Annotated in this window: 16 protein-coding genes and 9 pseudogenes; 24 read left to right on the top strand and 1 reads right to left on the bottom strand. The window is 68.0% G+C overall.

Annotation, left to right across the window (positions count from 1 at the left end; all coding sequences use genetic code 11):
- Positions 1–15: 15 nt before the first annotated feature.
- A pseudogene (gene pepN, locus GNX96_RS54395) lies at positions 16–1482 on the bottom strand (aminopeptidase N); the annotation flags it as partial.
- 301 nt (positions 1483–1783) lie between these two features.
- Here pepN and GNX96_RS23065 point away from each other — a divergent pair.
- From GNX96_RS23065 to GNX96_RS64570, 24 genes and pseudogenes are all read left to right on the top strand, one after another.
- Positions 1784–2200 carry a pyridoxamine 5'-phosphate oxidase family protein gene (locus GNX96_RS23065; RefSeq protein WP_163569663.1) on the top strand — a complete coding sequence of 139 codons (417 nt, stop codon included), beginning with the start codon at positions 1784–1786 and terminating at the stop codon, positions 2198–2200.
- Between the two features lie 58 nt (positions 2201–2258).
- The gene (locus GNX96_RS54390; RefSeq protein WP_279581213.1) at positions 2259–2528 is read left to right on the top strand and encodes a TetR/AcrR family transcriptional regulator; all 270 of its coding nucleotides are present in this window, start codon (positions 2259–2261) and stop codon (positions 2526–2528) included.
- Between the two features lie 4 nt (positions 2529–2532).
- Positions 2533–2880, top strand: coding sequence for a hypothetical protein (locus GNX96_RS54385; protein WP_279581212.1), 348 nt, complete (start codon positions 2533–2535; stop codon positions 2878–2880).
- Positions 2881–3313: 433 nt separating this feature from the next.
- A pseudogene (locus GNX96_RS23055) lies at positions 3314–3991 on the top strand (condensation domain-containing protein); the annotation flags it as partial.
- Positions 3966–4424, top strand: a pseudogene (locus GNX96_RS64595) (condensation domain-containing protein); the annotation flags it as partial. The pseudogenes GNX96_RS23055 and GNX96_RS64595, both read left to right, overlap by 26 nt.
- Positions 4425–4552: 128 nt before the next feature.
- Positions 4553–4798 (top strand): hypothetical protein, encoded by a 246-nt coding sequence (locus GNX96_RS54380; protein ID WP_279581211.1) that lies wholly within the window; start codon positions 4553–4555, stop codon positions 4796–4798.
- Positions 4738–6993, top strand: a pseudogene (locus GNX96_RS23045) (non-ribosomal peptide synthetase); the annotation flags it as partial. The gene GNX96_RS54380 and the pseudogene GNX96_RS23045, both read left to right, overlap by 61 nt.
- Entirely contained in the window at positions 6968–7717 is a 750-nt protein-coding gene (locus tag GNX96_RS64590; protein ID WP_390624117.1) for an SDR family oxidoreductase, read from the top strand. The pseudogene GNX96_RS23045 and the gene GNX96_RS64590, both read left to right, overlap by 26 nt.
- Positions 7718–7759: 42 nt before the next feature.
- Positions 7760–9244, top strand: a pseudogene (locus GNX96_RS61375) (AMP-binding protein); the annotation flags it as partial.
- Between the two features lie 29 nt (positions 9245–9273).
- A complete protein-coding gene (locus GNX96_RS23035) occupies positions 9274–10323 on the top strand; it encodes an amino acid adenylation domain-containing protein (RefSeq protein WP_163569658.1) in 1050 nt (349 codons plus the stop codon).
- The gene (locus GNX96_RS23030) at positions 10320–10523 is read left to right on the top strand and encodes an MbtH family protein (protein ID WP_163569657.1); all 204 of its coding nucleotides are present in this window, start codon (positions 10320–10322) and stop codon (positions 10521–10523) included. Before GNX96_RS23035 ends, GNX96_RS23030 begins: the two co-directional genes overlap by 4 nt.
- A gap of 10 nt (positions 10524–10533) precedes the next feature.
- The gene (locus tag GNX96_RS23025; RefSeq protein WP_163569656.1) at positions 10534–11151 is read left to right on the top strand and encodes a hypothetical protein; all 618 of its coding nucleotides are present in this window, start codon (positions 10534–10536) and stop codon (positions 11149–11151) included.
- A 450-nt stretch (positions 11152–11601) separates the two neighbouring features.
- The gene (locus GNX96_RS23020; RefSeq protein ID WP_163569655.1) at positions 11602–12510 is read left to right on the top strand and encodes a condensation domain-containing protein; all 909 of its coding nucleotides are present in this window, start codon (positions 11602–11604) and stop codon (positions 12508–12510) included.
- Positions 12456–13712: pseudogene (locus GNX96_RS23015) on the top strand (AMP-binding protein); the annotation flags it as partial. The gene GNX96_RS23020 and the pseudogene GNX96_RS23015, both read left to right, overlap by 55 nt.
- Before the next feature lie 62 nt (positions 13713–13774).
- A pseudogene (locus tag GNX96_RS64585) lies at positions 13775–14491 on the top strand (AMP-binding protein); the annotation flags it as partial.
- A 124-nt stretch (positions 14492–14615) separates the two neighbouring features.
- Entirely contained in the window at positions 14616–14921 is a 306-nt protein-coding gene (locus tag GNX96_RS23005; RefSeq protein ID WP_163569653.1) for a phosphopantetheine-binding protein, read from the top strand.
- A 13-nt stretch (positions 14922–14934) separates the two neighbouring features.
- Entirely contained in the window at positions 14935–15135 is a 201-nt protein-coding gene (locus GNX96_RS54370; RefSeq protein ID WP_279581210.1) for a hypothetical protein, read from the top strand.
- Entirely contained in the window at positions 15051–16217 is a 1167-nt protein-coding gene (locus GNX96_RS23000) for an LLM class flavin-dependent oxidoreductase (RefSeq protein ID WP_313885757.1), read from the top strand. Before GNX96_RS54370 ends, GNX96_RS23000 begins: the two co-directional genes overlap by 85 nt.
- Positions 16207–16464 (top strand): fatty acyl-AMP ligase, encoded by a 258-nt coding sequence (locus GNX96_RS22995; protein WP_163569652.1) that lies wholly within the window; start codon positions 16207–16209, stop codon positions 16462–16464. Before GNX96_RS23000 ends, GNX96_RS22995 begins: the two co-directional genes overlap by 11 nt.
- Entirely contained in the window at positions 16461–17141 is a 681-nt protein-coding gene (locus GNX96_RS22990; protein WP_163569651.1) for an AMP-binding protein, read from the top strand. The genes GNX96_RS22995 and GNX96_RS22990 overlap by 4 nt, the downstream gene beginning before the upstream one ends.
- Complete coding sequence (locus GNX96_RS22985) at positions 17027–18055, top strand: AMP-binding protein (RefSeq protein WP_163569650.1); 1029 nt, start codon at positions 17027–17029, stop codon at positions 18053–18055. Before GNX96_RS22990 ends, GNX96_RS22985 begins: the two co-directional genes overlap by 115 nt.
- Positions 17988–19523, top strand: a pseudogene (locus tag GNX96_RS64580) (beta-ketoacyl synthase N-terminal-like domain-containing protein); the annotation flags it as partial. The gene GNX96_RS22985 and the pseudogene GNX96_RS64580, both read left to right, overlap by 68 nt.
- Before the next feature lies 1 nt (position 19524).
- On the top strand, positions 19525–20097 hold the full coding sequence (locus tag GNX96_RS64575; RefSeq protein WP_163569648.1) for an acyltransferase domain-containing protein: 573 nt from the start codon (positions 19525–19527) through the stop codon (positions 20095–20097).
- Positions 20004–20495: pseudogene (locus GNX96_RS64570) on the top strand (acyltransferase domain-containing protein); the annotation flags it as partial. The gene GNX96_RS64575 and the pseudogene GNX96_RS64570, both read left to right, overlap by 94 nt.
- Positions 20496–20506 lie beyond the last annotated feature (11 nt).

Here is a 20506-nt window from a genome sequence, read left to right as displayed (position 1 = left end):
GCTGCGGCGGGTCAGGGTGGTGCCTTCGCGGTCGTAGAGGCCGACGGCGATCCGGTGTGGACGCAGCAGCGGATGGGCCTCGGGTGCGCTCTGGGTGACCGCGAAACCGTCGATGGTCCCGTCGCCGGCGAGCCGGTAGTCCGGCCGCAGCGTGTTCACGCCGGCGGTCTGCAGCCATTCCTTCGACCAGCAGCCAAGGTCGCGGCCGGAGGTCGCCTCGACGGCCGCCAACAGGTCGGCGAGGGTCGCGGTGGACCACTGGTGGCGCTGGAAGTACCGCTGCAGGCCGGCCGTGAACGCTTCTCGGCCGACGTACGCCACGAGCTGCTTCAACACCGACGCGCCCTTGTAGTAAGTGATGCCGTCGAAGCTGACTTCGGCGGTCGCCACGTCCGGCAAGTCGGCCACGATGGGGTGCGTACGGGTCAGCTGGTCCTGGTGGTAGGCGGAGGTCTTGAAGAGCTGCGAGAAGGTCGTCCAGGCGCCTGGCCACCGGGTCGCCTCGGCCTGGCAGAGGGTGCTGGCGTACGTCGCGAAGGACTCGTTCAGCCACAGGTCGTCCCACCAGGTCATCGTGACCATATTGCCGAACCACATGTGTGCCAGCTCGTGCAGCAGCAACGACGCCCGCCGCTCGTGTCGCACGTCGGTGACCCGCGACCGGAAGAGCATGTTCTCGGTCAGCGTCACACAGGCCGCGTTCTCCATGCCGGCGTGGTTGAACTCCGGGACGAACACCAGGTCGTACTTGCCGAACGGGTAGGGCATCCCGAAAAGCCGCTGGTAGAAGTCGAAGCCGTTCCAGGTCACCTCGAGCAGCTCGTCGGCATCGAGGTACGCGGCCAGCGACCGGCGGCAGTAGAGGCTGAGCGGCACCCGCTGCCAGGATCCGCTGACCGAGTGGAACCGGCCGGCGGCGACCGAGGTGGCGTAGGTCGGCAGCGGTGGCGTGGCGGGAAAGTGCCAGCGGGTGGCGCCGGTGCCGCTGGCCAGCCGGGCCTTGCCGACCGAGTCGGGCTGGGTGTTCGCGACCACCTGCCAGTCGGCCGGCACCACGACACCCAGCTCGAACGTCGCCTTCAGGTCTGGCTGGTCGAAACACGCGTACACCCGGTGCGCCTCGGCCGGCTGGAAGTGGGTGTAGACGTACACCGAGCCGTCGGCAGGATCGGTGAAGCGGTGCATGCCCTCGGCGGTGCGGGAGTACGCGCAGTCGGCGACCACCCGGAGGGTGTTGTGGGCCGCCAGCGCGCCGAGCCGAATATGGCCGCCGGACCAGGCGGACAGCGGGACCGGCCGGCCATTCAGGTCGATGGAGCGCACCGCGCTCGCTGCCAGGTCGATGAAAACCGCGCTGCCCGGTGCCGTGCAGCCGAAACGGGCGACGGTGGTCGAGGTGAACGTCTGGTCGTCGCCGCTCAGGTCCAGCTCGACCGCGTACGACTCGACCGCGATCAGTGTGGCGCGCCGCCGAGCCTGCACCCTGGTCAGATTCCCAGCCACGTCCCTGCCCCTCTCCGCGCCGCCGTCTTCCCACCCCCCGCGCGGGAGAACCGCGGCACTCAATGACCGTATTCGCCTCTAACAGCCGGTTTGTAGGCGCATCGCCGGTAAACGCAGGGGGCACATTCATGCTGACGTCTGAACACTGGCCAGTACCTGTATGGCTAACAAGGGGCGAAGTGCCTTGGAGGTGGATCCCGATTCGGGGGGTTGGACGTCTCGCAGCTCTGGCCGGTCCGTGCCAGCATGCAGTGTCAACCGGATCCGGGAGGAATGTCGGATGGACAGCAATGAGTTGATCGCGTTCGTACGCGAACGGGGTCTCGCGGTGGTCGCCAGCCAGGGCCCGGACGGCACGCCACAGGCCGCGCTGGTCGGGGTGGCGGCGACCGACCGCGGCGAGATCGTCTTCGACACCTCGGCAGGCTCCCGCAAGTTCGCGAACATAGGGCGGCAACCGAAGGTCGCGTTGGTGATCGGGTGGGAGGACGAGGTCACCGTCCAGTTGGAGGGCACCGCCGACATCATCACCGGCGCGGAACTGGAGCGCTGCCAGCCGTTCTACTTCGAGCAGTATCCGGACGGCCGGGACCGCGCCAAGGACCCCGACATCGCGTACGTACGAGTGCGCCCGGCCTGGCTGCGGCACTGCGACTTCCGCCCCGACACCTTCGGTTTTGCCGAAACCACTTTCTAGCTGATCCGGGCTTGCGGCGACCTTGACGACCGCGGTCCGGCGCGCGACTATGGAAACTATGGAAACCCAGACAGTTTCCGCAGTTTCTGGCGAGGGTCGCATCGACCTGATCGTGAACGCGGCCGGCCGGCTGTTCCTCGCACCCGGGGCCGGCCGGGTGAGCATGGACGATCTCGCCCATGAGCTGGGGATGAGCAAGAAGACGATTTACCGTCACTTCCCAGACAAGCACAGCCTGCTGACCGCCGTCCTGGATCGGCAGTTCGGAGCCGTCGAACGCGCGCTACTCTCGGCGGCCGCGGAGTTCCGAAGGCCAGCCGTTCGGTGACCAGGTGCGGCAGTTCCTGATGGCCGCGGGCGGCGAGCTCGAGCGGATCGGCGCGGCGCAGCTGGCGACCGGACGCGGCGATGCCGCGCTGCGCCGGCATGTGGAGCAGCGCATTGACGCGGTGGTCTACCAGCGGCTGGACGACTTGTTCCAGGCCGGGCACCGGCGGGGACTCCTGTCGGCGCGGCCCGAGCTGTTGGGTGAGATCATCCGCGGCGCGGTCGAGCGGCTGTTGAACTCGCAGCTGCCGCGCGAACTCGACTGCACCGCGGCCGATCTGCTGCGGGCGACCGTGGACACGGTTCTTTACGGGGCAATCCGATCCGGCGCTGATGAGAAGTCGGGTACGTGAAGGGCGCATCTACGTGGTCCGCCTAGAATGATAAGAAATGAAATATTTGGCGCGAAAGCTAGCACGCCGCCCGTTATTGGCGAGAGCATGTTGCTGACAAAAGCGCGGCCGCCGGCACTGCAAACGTAACGACAAAGGCGGATCGGCGGATCCAGGCTGAACGCCCCAAAGAGCTCCTTCGGGGCAGTCACCGCGCAAACGGGGACGATCTGCTTTGTGCGCGTTGTTTCACGACATTCGTGGAATAGAACGCGGAAAGTCCCGGGAGCGGTAAACTCGTTGCCGGAGGCCGGAAAGCAGACGCGGGTAGCGTCGTCCGTTTTTTGACACCCCGCGCGCGGCCGGTCGCGGCGCCTAGCGTCATCAGCGCCCACCAAATCGGAGCCATTCTTCTCCCCAGGCGGGGAGTGGTGGATCGGGAGGACCGACGCCGATGCATGAGCCCGACGCTGTCCATCAGATGTCTCTCGAAGCCAAACGGGAATTGCTCGCCCAGCTGCTCAAGGCTGAGGCGGCCAAGGACGCTGACCAGCTTTCCGTTGCGCAGCGCCGATATTGGGTGCTGCGGCAGATGGCGCCGGAGGTCGCGACCCATGTGGTGACGACGACCGAGCTGTCCGGGGTCGTCGACAGCGCACTGTTGCAGCAGGCCTGCGCCGCGGTCGTCCGGCGGCGGAGCGATCTTTCGGTCGGATTCGTGGAAGTCGAGGGCCGGCCGGTACGCGTACACGCCTCGATCGCCGGCTGGGTACCACTGTCCACAGTGGACCTGAGTGACGTGGCGGCCGGCCGGCAGCTGGAACAGTTGCGGCAGGTGGTCGCCGAGGAAGCGGCGCGGCCGTTCGACGCGGCCTCGCCGCCGCTGGTACGGCTCACCCTGGTTCGTTGCTCTCCACGGCTGCACGTGCTGGTGCTCGTCGCCCACCAGTTGGTCGCCGACGACCGGTCCGGGCAGCTGCTGGTGGACGAGATCCGCCGCGCGTACGGGACGCTCGCGCAGGACGGCGGGGTGCCGGACAGTAGGCCGGCGCCGGTGTTCGCGGACTTCGCGACCTGGCAGCGCACCTGGCTCACCTCCGAGGAGGGTGCGCGGCAGCTGGAGTGGTGGCGTGGCCGGCTGGGCCGAGGTGCCGGTGCTGACGCTGCCCACCGACCGCTCTCGGCCGACCGTGAAGGCGCAGGGCCTGCGTGGTTCCCGGGTCGCGATGCCGGTACCTGCGGCGACCTGGGAGGGCCTGAAGTCGCAGGTCATCGCGCTCGGCCAGCCGGTGCCGGACATTGTGCTGGCCGGCTGGGCAGCGCTGCTCGCGCGCTACTCCGGCCAGCGCGACTTCGCGATCGGCTGGCTGACCGATGGCCGGCAGCGGGCCGAATGGGAGTCGATGGTCGGTCCCTGCCAGCAGACCTGGCCGGTGCGCTGCGTGTTGCGCGGCGACCCCCCTTTCGGTGACCTGCTCGCCGGAGTCTCGTCGTCGGTCAACGATTCCCGAGCGCATGGCGCGGTGCCGTTCGAGCGGTTGGTCGAGGACGTCCCGCATCGCCAGGACGTGGCCCATTCCCCGCTTTTCCAGGTACGTTTCGCCGCCGAGGAAGTCGAAGGCGAACAGCGTTCCGGTGGCGTCGCTGGCAACCCGCCGACATCCCGACCGGCCTCGCACCCTTCGACCTCACGTTGCGCCTGCGCGAGACGCCACAGGGTGCCTCGCTGGTGCTGGAGTTCGCCGGCGACCTGTACGACGACGCCACCGCCGAGCGGATGCTCGATCATCTTCTGGTGCTGCTCCGGCACGTTGTCGGTGACGCCGGCACTCGGTTGGGCGCGCTGCCGTTGGCCGGCGAGACCGAGCGCGCGCGCGCATCACCGCGTGGGAACAGACCGCCACCACCACCGACACCCACCGCGGCCTGCACGAACTGATCGAGGAACAGGTCGCTCGTACGCCCGACGCGATCGCCTTGCGCGGCGGCGGCCTACGCGTCACGTACGCCGAGATGAACCGCCGCGCGAACCGCCTGGCGCACCGGCTGCGCGGCCTTGGCGTCGGCCCGGAGCGGCTGGTCGCGGTGACCGCGGACCGCCGGCCCGAATCGGTGATCGCGCTGCTCGGAGTGCTCAAGTCCGGCGCCGGGTACGTCCCGCTGGACCCCGAATACCCCGCCGAGCGAGTGCGTTATGTCTGCGAGGACGCGGCGGTCGCGGCCGTGGTGATCACGCCCGGCCGGTCGGCCCAGTTGTCTGAGGGCGACTGGAAAGTCGTGGTCGAGGAGACCATCGGCGCCGGCGACGAGCCGGACACCAACCCGGAACCGTTGACGGACAACCAAAATACCGCCTACGCGATTTATACGTCCGGCTCGTCCGGTCGGCCGAAGGGTGTGCTGGTCCCGCATCACGCGATCATCAACGCCACCGAAAATCGCACCGGCGTCTTCCCGGAGCCCATCTGGGCGTACGTGATGCTCGCGCCGTTGAGCTTCGACGCGTCCGGCGCCGGCCTCTACTGGACGCTGACCAACGGCGGCCGGTTGGTGCTGCCGAGCGAGGACGAAGTACGCGACCCGCGGTTGCTGGCCGCCTTGCTACGCGAGGAAAAGGGCGCCCATTTCGACGGCGTTCCTTCGCAGTACGGCGTGCTGTTGGAGACCCAGCCGGACTGCGTGGCGGACCTGCGCTGCGTCATCCTGGCCGGCGAGGCGTTGCCGCCGGCACTCGTCGCGCGGCACTATGAACTTGCGCCAAACACCCCACTTTTCAACGAATACGGGCCAACCGAGGGCACTGTCTGGAGCACGGTCCACCGCTGCGAGGCGGCCGATGCTGGCATGACCGTGCCGATCGGCAAACCCGTCCGGGGCGTACGTGTGCATGTCCTGGACGAGGCGTTCGGGCTCGCGCCGATCGGCGTGCCGGGGGAGTTGTGCCTCGCCGGTGAGCAGGTCGTACGCGGCTACCTGAATCGTCCCGAGCTGACCGCCGAGCGGTTCGTACCCGACCCATATGTGCCGGGCGGGCGCATGTATCGCACCGGTGACCTGGCCAGATGGCGTCCGGACGGGGAGCTGGAGTTCCTCGGCCGGGCCGACTCGCAGGTCAAGGTGCGGGGCTTTCGGGTCGAGCTGGCCGAGATCGAGAACGTGCTCGGCGAGCATTCGGCGGTCGCGGCGACTGCGGTCGTCGTACGCCAGCACGGCGACGCCGCTCAACTGATCGCCTATCTGGCGCCGCGTACCGGCCGCACGCTCGATCGCGCTGGCCTGGAGTCGTTCGTACGCGACCGGTTGCCGTCGTACATGCTGCCGCAGCAATACGTTCTGCTCGACACCTTGCCGATGACCGACCGCGGCAAGGTCGACCGAGCCGCATTGCCCGATCCCGCGCCGGACTTGGACCGTGGCGTCGGCTACCAGGAGCCGCGTACCAAGATCGAGCGCGAGGTGGCGCTGGCGTTCGCCGAGGCGCTGGGCATCGAGCGGGTCGGCCGGCATCAGGATTTCTTCGCCAACGGTGGAAACTCGCTGTTGATCGCGCGGGTCGGCTCGCGGCTTTCCAAGGCGTACGGCGTGGATCTGCCGCTGCATTCGCTGTTCACCACACCCACCGTCGCGGGGGTGGCGACCACGATCGAGGTCTATCGCAAGGAGGGTTACCAGGGCCTGCTGGCCAAACGTGACCCGCAGCTGCTGGTGGCCGAGTCACGGCTGGATCCGGAGATCACCCCGGCCGGGCTGCCGATGGCGAACATCGCCGACCCGGACCAGGTGCTGGTCACCGGCGCCACTGGTTACCTCGGGATTTTCCTGGTGGAGCAACTGCTTCTGCAGACCCACGCGCATGTGCATTGTCTCGTACGCGCCGACGACCCGGTGTCCGCGCAGGAGCGGCTCCGGGAGACCGCTGCCAAGTTCAAGGTGGACTGGGACGAGCGCTGGGACGAGCGAGTTCACGCGGTGGTCGGCGACCTGGCGAAACCGCTGCTGGGGACAAGTGAGGACGAGTTCGACCGGCTGGGCCGCATTCTCGACGTGATCTACCACAACGGCGCCCTGGTCAACTTCGTCTATCCGTACACGGTCCTGAAAGCGCCGAATGTCAACGGCACTGTCGAGGTGCTGCGACTCGCCTGCCTGCCGGACCCGCGCGAAGCTCGTCCACCACGTGTCGACGATCGACGTGCTGGTTGGGTCGTACATTCCGCGGCCGTTCCTGGAGATCGACCTGCCGCCGCTGCCGCCACGGGTTCCGTTCAGTTATCCGCAAAGCAAGTGGATCGCGGAGAAGATGGTGGTGACGGCGAGGGAACGCGGCCTGCCGACCACGATTTTCCGGCCCTCTATCATGATGGGCCACACCGAGACCGGCGCCTGTCACGAGACCGACTACATCCTGACCGCGTTGCGCGGCTTCCTGGACCTGAAGATCCTGCCGGTCTACACCGAAATCCTGAACTCGGTGACGGTGGACTTCGCCAGCGCGGCGCTGATCGCGGCCTCGCTGCGGCCGGATTCGATCGGCCGGATCTTCCACATCTGGAACACCGAAGCCCTGCCTACCAACGAGACGTACGAGTGGATTCGGTCCTTCGGCTACGACTTCGATGTGGTGCCGTTCCAGGAGGCCACCGATCGGGGGCGATGCGGGTCGATCCGTCGCATCCGATCTATCCGCTGCTGCCGGTGCTTTTCCTTTACACCGGCGGTGATGCCGGGCTGCCCATGGAGTTCGCGGCGCATCTGGCGTTGGACCCGGCGAGCGAATGCCGGAATCTGCACCAGGCGATTGCCGGCAAGGGCATCTCGTGTCCGCCCATTGACGAGAAATTCCTGCACAACTGCATGAATTTCCTGCTGGAGAAGGGATTCCTCCCGGAACCGCAGCGCGGTGGCCGGCGGTGAGTGCGGTCACCGCTGGGATCGACGGGCCGCTGGAGCCGGGCCTGCTCCGCCGGTCGGTGAGTGGCTGCCTGCGCCGCCGTCGCAATCATGTCCACAGTGGACAGACCTGGGCAGCGGTCGACCTGACCGATGGGCCGCCCGAACAGACCGTTGCCGCCACCGAGACCGCCCTCGCCCGTACGACCGAAGTGCCGCGCTTTGTACTGCTCCGACACTCAGACGACCGACACACCCTGGTGTGGTCACCGCGGACCCGTCGGTGCTCGGTACGGCCGGACTGCGCGCGTTGGTCTTGGAGATCGCCGGCCAGTATGCGGTCGACAGCGGCGTACGCGCCGACGTACGCCTCGCTGGCGCCCCGCCGACACCGCGGCCGAGCTCGGACAGCGGGGCGTGGTGGGGAGTGCGGCTTCGCGGCGCCACAGTCCCCGATCTGGTCGTTGAGACAGCTCAGCGGCCAGGTCGGGCTTCCCACTCGGTGGATCCGAAGGTGGCGCTCGCCGGCTGGTACGCCCTCGTCGCCCGCCTGACCGGGAGCCGGGACATCACGATCGGTATCCCGCCGACGGACCAGCAGCCGGGGCCCGAGCCGGTCGACCTACCGGTACGCGTGTGCCTGCTCGGCGATCCCACACTTGCGGTCATCGCCGAGCGAGCCCAAGCGGCCTGGCAGGAAGCCAAGAAGCACGCCCCCGTACCCACAGAGGCTGTTCAGCACTTGACGGATGGCCCGCACCTGGCCGTACGGTTCGCGGCCGGCCCGCCAAAGGCTGCCCACATCACCCACGGCTCGCTCCGATGGACGATCGACGAGCCGGCCGTACGAGCGACAAACGGCGAGGTCACGCTCTGGGCCGACAGCACCACGTTCCAGGGTGGCAGCCGACTGCTGGATCGGCTGGCGCAGGTGGTGGCGGCCGACCCCGATACCAGGCTCTCCGAGTTGCCGGTCCTGACAGCGCACGAGCGCCGCGTGCTGGCCGAGGCGAACGCGACGGACGCCCCGTACCCGCGTGACAAGTGCCTGCACCAGCTGATCGAGGAGCAGGTCGAGCGGACCCCGAAAGCGATCGCGGTGACCGCCGGCGGCGAGCACCTGAGCTACCGGGATCTGGACCGGTCGGCGAATCGGTTGGCGCATTACCTACGGGCGGCCGGTGTCGGCCCGGAGCGGATGGTCGGCATTCTTGCTGCCCGCCGGATCCAGACCGTGGTGGCGATGCTCGCGGTGCTGAAGGGCGGTGGCGCGTACGTCCCACTGGATCCCGACCAGCCAGCCCCACGGCTGCGCCTGATGACCGCCGGCCTGGATCTCGTAGTGGCGCCTCACGACCTCACCAGTCGAGTGCCCGGAGCGGTCGACGGCACCGCTGTATCGGCCGATTTTCCCGAGCGACGGCTGGAAAACCTTGCACTCCCGGACAATCTCGCGTACGTCATCTACACATCCGGCTCGACCGGCGAGCCCAAAGGCGTGTTGGTGCCGCGCACCGCCAGATCGTGCACTCCACAGCGGCGCGGTGGGCCGACGGCCGGTTCTCACCCGGCGCGTACGCACCGCCCGTGCCGCTGTCATTCGACGCGTCGGCGGCGGCGATTTACTGGAGCCTGTGCCGCGGCGGACGGCTTGTCCTGCCGTCCGACGACGAGGCTCGTGACCCGCGGCTGTTCGCGCTGCTCATACGCGAAGAGCGAGTCACCCACGTGACCGGCATGGCGTCCTTTTACGCGCTGGTGTTGACCGCCGGCCCGGAGCCGTTGGCGACCCTGCGAGATGCCGCGATCGGCGGCGAGGCGATGCCGCCGGAAGTCGCCGCCGAGCACCGCCGGACCCTGCCAAACGCCTTGCTGTGCAACGATTACGGTCCGACCGAGGGCACCGTGTGGAGCACCGCGCACAGCTGTCGCGGCGACGAGACCGGCGCCAGTGTGCCGATCGGGAAGCCGATCCAGAACGTACGAGTGCACCTGCTCGACGAGCACCTGCTGGCGGTGCCGCTGGGCGCGGTGGGACAGATCTGCGTTGCTGGCGAAGGAATCGCCCGTGGCTATCTGGGCCGGCCCGCGCTGACCGCCGAGCGGTTCGTGCCGGACCCGTACGGCTCCCCGGGCGACCGCCTCTATCTCACCGGCGACCTCGGCTTTCGCGGCGAGGACGGTGAAATCACCTTCGCTGGCCGCCTCGACAACCAGCTCAAGGTGCGCGGCTTCCGGGTTGAGCCGGCGGAGATCGAGGCGATCCTGCACGGCCACCCGGAGGTCGGTACGGCCGCGGTCGTCATCGGTCGCCCCCGCGGTGGCGACACCGAACTGGTCGCGTACGTGGTCCCACGTGACGCCAGTCGGCCGCCGGAAGACCTGGTCGAGTACGTCAAGGAGCGGCTACCCGCATACATGGTGCCGAGTCGTTTTGAGGTCGGTCCGGAGCTGCCGCGTACGGCCACCGGCAAGATCGACCGGTCCGCCCGACCCGACCCGGTGAGCGCACTGTCCGAGCGAGACGTGGACGCACTCCTTTCCGGTCTGTTAGCGAAAGGACAACCAAGATGAGTGACCAAGAAAGCGCGGTCAGCTGGGCCGTGGTGGTGAACGACGAGGACCAGTACTCGATCTGGCGCGACGACCGGGAGCCGCCGGCCGGCTGGCGCCGGACCGGCACCAGTGGGCCGCGTGAGCAGTGCCTGGACCACATCCGCGAGGTGTGGACGGACCTGCGTCCGCTCAGCCTGCGCCAGCGAATGGAGAGGTGACAGCACCGCTATGGACAGCGAGTTCCCACCCGGGGTCGGGGTGTACGAGCTGGCCCCCGATCTGCCCCTGGTCGAGCCACTACTGGACGAGCTGACCGACCGCTACCCGGCCGCCGACGACCCGCAGCTGCTGGCCGGCCGCTGCCGCCAGCTCGCGTACCGGCGGCTGCCCGCGGACCTGGTGGCCACCTTGACCCGGTTCCGGGACGCCGAGCATGTGCCGGTGCTGGCGGTCGCTGGGCTGCCGGTCGACGACACCCGGATCGGCCCGACCCCGGATCACTGGGCCGCCCAACGAGACCCGGCTAGCACGGTCCGCGAGGAGATCTGGTTCCTGTTGCTGGCCGCCGTCATCGGCGACCCGTTTGGCTGGGCCACCCTGCAAAGTGGACGGCTGGTGCAGAACGTGCTGCCGATCAAAAACCAGGAACACGAGCAGAGCGGCCACGGCAGCCTCACCACCCTCGCCTGGCACACACCGAGGACGTTTCACCCGTACCGGTGCGACTATCTCGGACTTTTTTCGCGCTGCGCAACGACGATCTCGTGCCGACCACGATCGCACCGGTGGACGCCGTACGACTGGACGCGCGTCATCGCGAGGTGCTGGCGCAGCCGCGGTTCGTGATCGGGCCGGACAACGAGCATTTGACCCAGCGCCAGCGCGAAGACGCGGCCGCCGGCGAGCCGCTGCCGGCGGACTGGACCCATCCGCCGCCGACCGCCGTCCTTTTTGGCTCGCTCGACCAGCCTTACCTGCGCATCGACCCGTTTTTCATGCGCGCGGTCGACGGTGATCCGGAGGCCGCCGCGGCGCTCACCGCGATCGTCGAGCAACTCGGCGAGGCGATCCGGCCGCTGCCGCTCACCCCCCCGGGCACCGCGTGTTTTGTTGACAACTATCGGGCTGTGCACGGCCGCAGTGGGTTCCGCGCCAAATACGACGGCCGCGATCGCTGGCTGAAGAAGCTGGTGCTGACCCGGGACCTGCGAAAATCCCGGGCCGCCCGTGGTCCGGTGGACGCGCCCGCATCTTGCGTGCGACGGTCCTGGACAGTGTGCCCGTGGAGGTGCGGCGATGACCGATCTTTCCCCGGCCAAGGCCAGACTTCTGGCCCGGTGGCGAGAAGCCGCGACCGACGAGTCCGAGACGCCCGGCGACATCCCGGCCCGTACGAGCCGCGGTCCGGCGCCCCTTTCCCTTGCGCAGCAACGACTCTGGATCCTGGAGCAACTGCAGCCCGGCTCAGCTGCCTACAACCTTTTCTTCTGCGGCCGGCTCAGCGGTCGACTGGACCCGGCCGCGCTGACCACCGCGGTCGCCGATTTGGTGCAGCGCCACGAAACCTTGCGGACCGCGGTCGTGACGATCAGTGGCCGTCCTGCTCAGCGTACGGACGCGTTGCCGCCGCCGGAGCTGGCTGTCGTTGACCTTCGCGACTCGGCCGACTTTGATGTTGCCGTACGCGAAAAGATGGACGACGAGGCGATCCATCTCCGCTTTGCGCTGCGGACTGGTCCGCCGGCTCGGTTCCTGCTGTTGCGCGGGCCTGACCACGACTGCATCGGATTAGTCGTCCATCACCTCGTAGGCGATGGTTGGTCGCTCGGTGTCGCACTGCGCGATCTGTCCGCCTGCTATCAGGCACGCGTACGAAATGAGGAGCCCCCACTCGAGGCCCTGCCTGTCACCTTCGCGGATTTTGCCAGCTGGCAACGCGAAGCCGTACGCGCCGAGGACTGGCAGTCTGACCTGGGCTATTGGGCCGATCGGCTGCACGACCTGACGCCGCTGGAATTGCCGCTGGATCGGCCACGGCCGGCGATCCTGTCGCTCGACGGAGACTGGTTGCCGATCGAGCTCGGCGCTCGTACGTCCGACGCCATCCGCGCGCTCGCCCGCGCCCGCGACACGACACGACAGCTTTTACCGTGCTGCTCGCGATTTACACGACCCTGCTGTCGCGGCTCGGCGGCCAAACCCTGACCGTCGGCACGGCGGTGGCGCATCGCAGCCACCCGCAAACGTACGGGCTGATTGGCAACTTCATCAACATGCTGGCGTTGCGTACCGACGTTGCCGGCGATCCGACCTTCGGTGAACTCGTCAGCCGGGTCCATCGCACCTGCTCCGCCGCGTACGGGCATCAGGAGGTGCCGTTCGAGCGAGTCGTCGAGGAGATCAACCCGCCGCGAGACACTTCGCGAGGTGCGATTTTCCAGACCACGCTGGTGATGCAGCCGGCCAGCGCGCCAGCTGACTTCGCCGGTCTCGACATCGAGCTCATCGAGTTGGGCTCCCGAAGCGTACGAGCTGATCTGGAACTGCACCTCTGGGATCGGCCGGAGTTTGTGGGGCGGCTGGCTTTCAGCACCGACTTGTTTGACCGGACCACCGCTCAGTCGTTCGTCGACCGGTTCGTACAGCTCGCCGAGACCGCGGTGGTTGAGCCTGACCGTCGGCTTACTGAGTTGCCGATGTTGCTGCCGGACGAGCGGGTGCGCCTCCAGCAGTGGTCGCGTGGCGAGCCCGCCTGCGAGTCCTTTGTTCCCGTACATGAGCAAATCGCCGAGCAGGCCCTGCTGCGGCCGAACGCGCCGGCGGTGGTCGACTCGCAAGGCCGCACACTGACTTTCGGCGAGCTGGCCAAAGCCGCGACCGCCTTGGCGCGAAGGCTGGTTTCCTTGGGCGTACGCCCCGAAACTCGGGTCGGCATCTGCCTGGAGCGCAGTGTTGATCTCGCCGTAGCGGCGCTCGGAGTGCTGGCCAGCGGCGGCGCGTACGTGCCGCTGGATCCTGGCTATCCGGCCGAAAGACTCGGATATCTCGCCGAGGACTCGGCCGCCCCGATCGTGATCACCTCACCGGAACTTGCCGACACCAAGCTCGCCGGACTGCCGGCAACGCTGGTCTGGATCGACGGCGACGACGTACCGGCAGCGCTGCCGTCCACAGTGGACAGTGGGAGTTTGGCTTACGTCATCTACACTTCGGGCTCGACCGGTCGTCCGAAGGGCGTCCAGATCGAGCACCGGTCGCTGGCGAATCTCGCGTACGCGATGCGCCGCCGGCCTGGACTCGGGCCGGACGACACGATGACGATGATCGCCAGCCTGTCCTTCGACGCGTCGGTGGCCGAGCTGTTCCCGCCGCTCGCGGCCGGCGCGCGGGTGGTGGTCGTGGACGCCGACGACGCCCGTGTGACGGCCGCCGGTTGGCCGCGCTCATCGAGCGGCACCAGGTCACCGTCGTGCAGGCGGTGGCGACCACTTGGCGGCTGCTGCAGGGCGCCGGCGGAGTCGACGGCAGTCGCGTACGAGCGCTCTGCGGTGGAGAGCCGATTGGCGACGAGCTGGCCAGCTCGCTGGCCGAGCGTTATGAGGCATGGAACATGTACGGCCCGACCGAATCGACCGTCTGGTCGTCGTGTGGGCCGTTGACCACGGATGGCCCGGTGTTGCTGGGCGAGCCGCTGGATGGCGTACGGCTGCACGTCCTTGACGACAGCCTCGAACCCGTTCCAGTCGGCGTGTACGGCGAGTTGTGCATCGCCGGCGCGCACCTCGCCCGCGGCTACCACGACCGCCCAGAGCTGACCGCGCAGCGGTTCGTCCCCGACCCGTACGGGCCAGCCGGCGGCCGGTTGTATCGGACCGGCGACCGGGCTCGGCGCCGCCAGGACGGCTCGCTGGAGTTCGCCGGCAGGGCCGATGACCAGGTCAAACTCCGCGGCTACCGGATCGAGCTGGGGGAGATTGAGGCGGAGCTGGCGGGCCACGAGCTGGTCGCCGAGGCCGCCGTCGCGGTGCAGCCGCCCGGTCGGCTGGTGGGCCACGTCGTTCTCGCCGCCGACACCTCCGCGACGCCCGCCGAGATCACGGGGCAGCTCCGGGACGCGTTACGGTTGCGGCTGCCGGACTACATGGTGCCGTCCGCCTTCACGTTCCTGCCGAAACTTCCCGTCACCGCCAACGGAAAACTCGATCGGCAGGCGCTGCCCGAGCCCGGTCGCGACCGCTCCGGCTCGGCACCTTACGTGGCACCGGGCAGCGACCTGGAGAAGGAGGTCGCCGGGTTCGCCGCCGACTCGCTTGGGGTGCGGCGGGTCGGCCTCTACGACGACTTTTTTCGACCTGGGCGGGCATTCGCTCACCGCCGCGCAACTGGTGGCGGCATTGAGCGTCCGGTTCGGCGTCGACCTGTCCGTCCAGGACCTTTTCGTGAACCCGACAGTGAGTCACCTGGCCGCGCTTGTCCAGGCCGAGGTGGACCGGTCGCTGCACCTGACCGACGAGGACGGCCGGATCCGCCGGCTGGTCGCGGAGATGTCCGAGGAGACGGTCGACATGCTCACCACCCATCTGTTGCGTGCCGGCGACGGCGCGGCGCGGATCTGAGCAGGAGGCACCGATGCAGTTCGGCATGTTCTTCGAGCTTCAGTTGCCCCGACCGTGGGCCGACGGCGACGAGCACCGACTGGTCCAGAACGCGCTGGAATGGGTCGAGCTCGGTGAGGAGGCGGGGGGATCGCGTACGCCTGGGCGCAGGAGCACCACTTTCTGGAGGAGTACTCGCATTCCACCGCACCCGAGGTGTTCCTGTCGGCGCTGAGCCAACACACCAGCAAGATGCGGATCGGACATGGCATCACGCTGATGCCACCGGCGTACAACCACCCGGCCCGAGTGGCCGAGCGGATCGCGATGCTGGATCTGGTCAGTGGCGGCCGGGTGGAGTGGGGGACCGGCGAGTCCACCTCCCGCATCGAGCTGGAGGGTTTTGGCGTCAACTACATCGAAAAGCGCAGCATGTGGGCCGAGTGCGTACGGGAAGCGGCCAAAATGATGTGCACAGAGCCGTATCCGGGTTATGCCGGTAAGCACTTTTCGATGCCGTCGCGAAATATCGTGCCCAAGCCAGTGCAGTCTCCACATCCGCCGCTCTGGGTGGCTTGTACGAACCGTGACACCCTCAAGTTGGCTGCCCGCCTCGGCATGGGTGCTCTGACTTTTTCCTTCATGGACGCGGGAGAAGCCAAATACTGGGTCAACGAGTATTACGAGACCTTCGCCCGCGAGTGTCGGCCGATCGGGCAGGCGGTGAACCCGAACATCGCGATGCTCTCCGGTGTGATGATCAACGAGGACGAGCAGGTCGCGCTCGATCGTGGGCTGCTCGGTCAGCAGTTTTTCAAGTGGGCGCTGGCACATTACTACCGGCACGGCGAACATGTCCCGGGGCGTACGAACCTGTGGGAGGAGTTCCAGAAAATCGAGCCGGAGCCGATGGCCGGCGTCGGTGCGGTCGGCACGCCCGAGCAGGCGATCGAGCACTTCAAGGGCCTGGAGGAAGCCGGTGTCGACCAGGTGATCCTGCTCCAGCAGGCCGCCGGCTACCAGCACGAGCATATTTGCGATTCGTTGCGGCTGTTGGGAAAGAAGGTGCTCGGCGAGTTCAACGAACGGCATGTCGAGCGACAGGCCCAGAAAGAGCGTGACCTGGCACCGCACATCGAGGCCGCGTTGGCGCGCCGGCCGGCGATCGACGAACCTGACCTGACGCCGGTCACTTCCTATCCGCAGCAGTGGAAAAAAGACGGCGCCACCGACCAACAGGTGGGCATCAACCGCTCGGTGGACGCTTCGGCGCTCTGGCGGCTGCACGTCGGCGGTGGTGGCAGCAATGGTCGGTGATTCCGCGTATCTCAACCGCTTCCGTCAGCAGGTCGAGCGGGTCCCGGAACGAGTGGCGTGCGGGTTTCTGGGCGACGGTGAGAATCTGACCGCCACGCTCACGTACGGCGAACTCGACGTGCGGGCGCGTACGATCGCTGACCAACTCCAAGGGCGGCTGGCTGCCGGCTCTCGAGCGATCCTGCAGGCCGAGCCTCATCCGGACTTCGCGGCAGCGTTTTTTTCGGCTGCCTGTATGCGGGCGTGATCGCCGTGCCGGTAGCCGCACCGGCGCCGCCACGGCCTGATGTTGGGATGGAGCGGCTGCTGCGGATCGTCGGGGACGCCGGTGCGGAGGCACTGCTGTTGTCCGGCGACCTTCCGGTGGAATTGCCGGCCGGCGTGGCGGCCATTCGTGTGGACCGCCCTGGCGGCGACCCGGCCGGCTGGCGGGATCCGGGCGTACGTCCGGAAACCATCGCGTTCTTGCAGTACACGTCCGGATCGACTCGCATTCCGCGGGGCGCGGTGGTGGGTCACGGAAATCTGGCCGCGAACCTGGACGCTCTCGGACACGCGCTGGCGGTGCCGCCCGGCAGCACCTCGGTGAGCTGGCTGCCGCTGTATCACGACATGGGGCTGATCGCCGGCCTGCTGCTCGCCGCCAGCAGCGGCGGCACGGCGTACCTGATGAGCCCGCTGCATTTCCTGCAACGCCCGGTGCGGTGGCTGTCCGCGGTTTCCACGCACCACGGGTTTATCAGTGGAGCGCCCAATTTCGCGTACGACCTGGCGGTCAGTAAAGTAAAGCCGACGAACAGGCCGCCGGGTTGGATCTGTCCTGCTGGCAGGTCGCTTTCAACGGTGCCGAGCCGGTCCGGCCGGCCACCGTGGAACGTTTCGGAGAGCGGTTCGCGCCTTTTGGCCTCCGGCCGGAAAATGTGATCGGCTGCTATGGGCTGGCCGAGGGCACGCTGATCGTCAGCGGCTGCACGAACACCGATCCGAAATCGGTCGCGGTGGACCGGGACGGCATCGAGCACGACCAGGTCCGCGAGCCGGTGCCGGGTGAACCGGTGACCCGGCTCGCGACCTGCGGGCGGGTGCCGCCGGGCGTACGGCTGGAGATCGTGGATCCGGCCGATCGGGTGGCGCTCCCGCCGGACACCGTCGGTGAGGTGTGGGTGGCAGGTCCGAGTGTGGTCCGCGGATATTGGGGCGGTGCGGCCGATCCGTCGCTCGGCGCCCGCCTCGGCGACGACCCGACGCCGTTCCTGCGTACCGGCGATCTCGGCTTTGTCCACAATGGACTTCTGTATCTTTCCGGGCGGATCAAGGACTTGCTGATCGTGCGCGGCCGGAACGTCCAACCACACGAGGTCGAGGACGCGGCCCAGGCCGCTCATCGGCTGATCCGGCCAGGTGGCTGCGCGGCCTTCCATCTGGACGACGTGAGAATCGCCTTGGTGGCCGAAACTTCGGCTGGCGACGATTTCGCTGAGGTGGCCGCGGTCGTACGACAAGCGGTGCTTGCCGATCAGCAAGTGGCTCTCGCGGCGGTGTTTTTTGGTGCCGGCGCGGGCAGTCCCGAAGACGACCAGTGGCAAGGTGCGGCGGCAGGCCTGTCGGCAGCTGCTGACCAGCGGCCAACTCGACGTGCTCTTCGAAGACCGCGATCCGAGCCAGTTCGCGGTGGTCAGCTGAGGGAGAGGTGCCATGAGCGACACCGCGGATCTGGTGCGGTGGCTGACAAACCGCGTCGCCGAGTTGACCGGCGCGGCGGCCTCCGAGGTGCCGGTCGACCAACCGTTCAACGCGCTCGGGCTGGACTCGGCGCGGCTGACCGCATTGGCCGGTGAGCTGGAACAGCGGCTCGGCCGGCGCATCGACCCGACAGTGGGATACCACCATCCGACCATCGCCCAGCTGGCGATCGCTTTGACCACCGCGATTCCAGCGGTCGCGGGTACGAGGGCACGCCCAGAATCGGAGCCAATCGCGGTCGTCGGGCTGGCCTGCCGGATGCCTGGCGCCCCGGACGCGGAGGCGTTCTGGCGGCTGCTGGACGGCGGTGTCGACGCGGTGTCGCCACTGCCGCCGGACCGTTGCGCTGGCACTCCAGGGCTGCCCCCGGCCGGTACGCTCGCGGACCTGGCCGGCTTTGATGCCCAGTTTTTCCGCTTCACCGCGGCAGAAGCGGACCGGATGGATCCGCAGCAGCGTCTTCTGCTGGAGGTCTGCTGGGAGGCGTTGGAGGACGCCGGCAGCCCGCCGGAGCGGTTGCGCGGCTCGGATACCGGAGTTTTCCTGGAATCTCGGAAACCGAGTATCTGAACCGGCAGCTCGCGGACCCCGGCCGGCATCAACCGGCACACCGCGACCGGCGGCGCGCGGTCGGTGGCGGCCGGCCGGATCGCCTATCTTTTTGATCTACACGGCCCTGTTTTGGGAGTCGACACCGCCTGCTCGTCCTCGCTGGTGGCCCTGCATCTGGCCGTACGAGCGCTGCGCGCGGGCGACTGCGGGACGGCTCTGGTGGCAGGTGTAAACGCGTTGCTTGACCCGGAATTGACCCTCAGTCTGCAGCGGGCCGCAATGTTGGCACCAGACGGTCGATGCAAGGCTTTCGACTCGCGTGCTGATGGCTACGGTCGTGGTGAAGGCTGCGGTGTGGTGGTCCTTCGGCCGCTGTCGGCGGCGGTCGCGAATGGCGATCGGATTTATGCTCTCGTACGGGGAAGCGCGGTCAACTCCGATGGCGCCAGCAACGGCCTGACCGCGCCCAACCCGGCCGCGCAGCGGGCCGTGCTGGCCGCCGCGTACGCGGATGGCGGGGTTGCTCCGGATACCGTCGATTACGTCGAATGCCACGGAACAGGCACATTGTTGGGCGACCCGATCGAGGCCGCCGCTTTGGGCGCTGTGGTGGGTGGCGCTCGTACGAACCCATGCCTGATCGGGTCGGTGAAGACGAACATCGGGCACCTGGAGGCCGCCGCTGGAATGGCCGGGCTGATCAAGGTCTGCCTGTCATTGCACCACGGTCGGGTGCCGGCGAGCTTGCACGTACTGGAGCCAAATCCGCATATCGACTTTGCCGCGGCCCGGCTGCGGGTCGCGACCAACGCGGTCGAAATTCCTGGGGCCCGGCTTGCTGGAGTGAGCAGCTTTGGCTTCAGCGGTACGAATGCGCATGCCGTGCTGGCCAGCCCGCCGGTTGGTTTGAAGACCGAAGCTGGCCGGACAGTGCTGCCGTTGTCTGCGCGTACGCGCGAAGGCTTGCAGATCCTCAGGCAACGCTTTGTCGATTTGTTGGAAACATCCAGCGATGTCACCGCGATCTCGCGGACGGACGGCGGCGGGTCGTCGTACGCACCATCGCCCGTACCGGCTGGCCGTCCCGACACCGACCGCCGAACGACTGGCGGCCGCGGTGCCGCTGGTGCCGCGTACGACGGCGGCCACCGCGGGCCAGCCGCGGCTGCTTTACGTCTGCTCCGGTCAGGGTTCGCAATATGCCGGAATGGCCCGCGGGCTGCTTGCTGTCGAGCCGCTTTTTTTTCGTTCTGTTATCAGGCGTTGCGACGAGGAGATGGACTGGTCCATCGAGGCCGTCCTGGGTGGCGACGACCCACGCGATCTCGCGGACACCTCGGTGGCGCAGCCGGTCACGGTGGCCGTTCAGGTCGCGCTGGCCGAGCTTTTGCGGGGATACGGCGTCATGCCGGCCGCCGTCGTCGGACACAGCGTCGGAGAGATCTCAGCGGCGGTGATCAGTGGCGCCCTGCCGCTGGGTGCGGGTATCGGCTGGCGGCCCGCAGAGGTCTCGCGATGGCCGCTCCTGGCGGTGCCGGCGCCATGTTGGCCGTCGAAATTTCCGCTGAAGAGGCCGAAAAGCTGACAGACGTCTCGGTGGCAGCAGTGAACTCACCGGGGACCTGCGTGCTGTCCGGTGATCCCAAGACACTCGGCCGGGTGCGTACGCGGCTGTCCGCCGACGGTGTGCTGGCGCGTTGGGTCAAGGTCGACTACGCCTTCCACAGCCCGCGAATGGCGGGTGCCGCCGAAGCGCTCGGACACGTCGAGTTGGAGCCGTCGGCCGAGCCGGCTGTACCGTTCTGGTCCGCCCTCACGGCCGCTCCGGTAACCGCTGGTGAGCTGACCGTTTCGTACTGGTCGCGGGGAATCCTGGAGCGCGTACGGTTCTCCGACGCGGTCGCGGCCGCAGTTGCGGGACTGTCCGGCATCGACGCGACTGTCGAACTGGGTGGCCATCCGGTCCTACGATCAGCCCTCCGCCAGATCGCGCG

The sequence above is a fragment of the Fodinicola feengrottensis genome (assembly GCF_010993775.1).
GTDB lineage: Bacteria > Actinomycetota > Actinomycetes > Mycobacteriales > HKI-0501 > Fodinicola > Fodinicola feengrottensis.
The sequence above is the reverse complement of the archived record's forward strand: the minus strand, read 5'-3'. Positions and strand labels throughout refer to the sequence as shown.

Coding starts and splice junctions, on each gene's coding strand:
- GNX96_RS23065 (WP_163569663.1), top strand. CDS start 1,784: ATGGACAGCAATGAGTTGATCGCGTTCGTACGCGAACGGGGTCTCGCG.
- GNX96_RS54390 (WP_279581213.1), top strand. CDS start 2,259: ATGGAAACCCAGACAGTTTCCGCAGTTTCTGGCGAGGGTCGCATCGAC.
- GNX96_RS64590 (WP_390624117.1), top strand. CDS start 6,968: ATGTCAACGGCACTGTCGAGGTGCTGCGACTCGCCTGCCTGCCGGACC.
- GNX96_RS23030 (WP_163569657.1), top strand. CDS start 10,320: ATGAGTGACCAAGAAAGCGCGGTCAGCTGGGCCGTGGTGGTGAACGAC.
- GNX96_RS23025 (WP_163569656.1), top strand. CDS start 10,534: ATGGACAGCGAGTTCCCACCCGGGGTCGGGGTGTACGAGCTGGCCCCC.
- GNX96_RS23020 (WP_163569655.1), top strand. CDS start 11,602: ATGACCGATCTTTCCCCGGCCAAGGCCAGACTTCTGGCCCGGTGGCGA.
- GNX96_RS54370 (WP_279581210.1), top strand. CDS start 14,935: ATGCAGTTCGGCATGTTCTTCGAGCTTCAGTTGCCCCGACCGTGGGCC.
- GNX96_RS22995 (WP_163569652.1), top strand. CDS start 16,207: ATGGTCGGTGATTCCGCGTATCTCAACCGCTTCCGTCAGCAGGTCGAG.
- GNX96_RS64575 (WP_163569648.1), top strand. CDS start 19,525: ATGTCACCGCGATCTCGCGGACGGACGGCGGCGGGTCGTCGTACGCAC.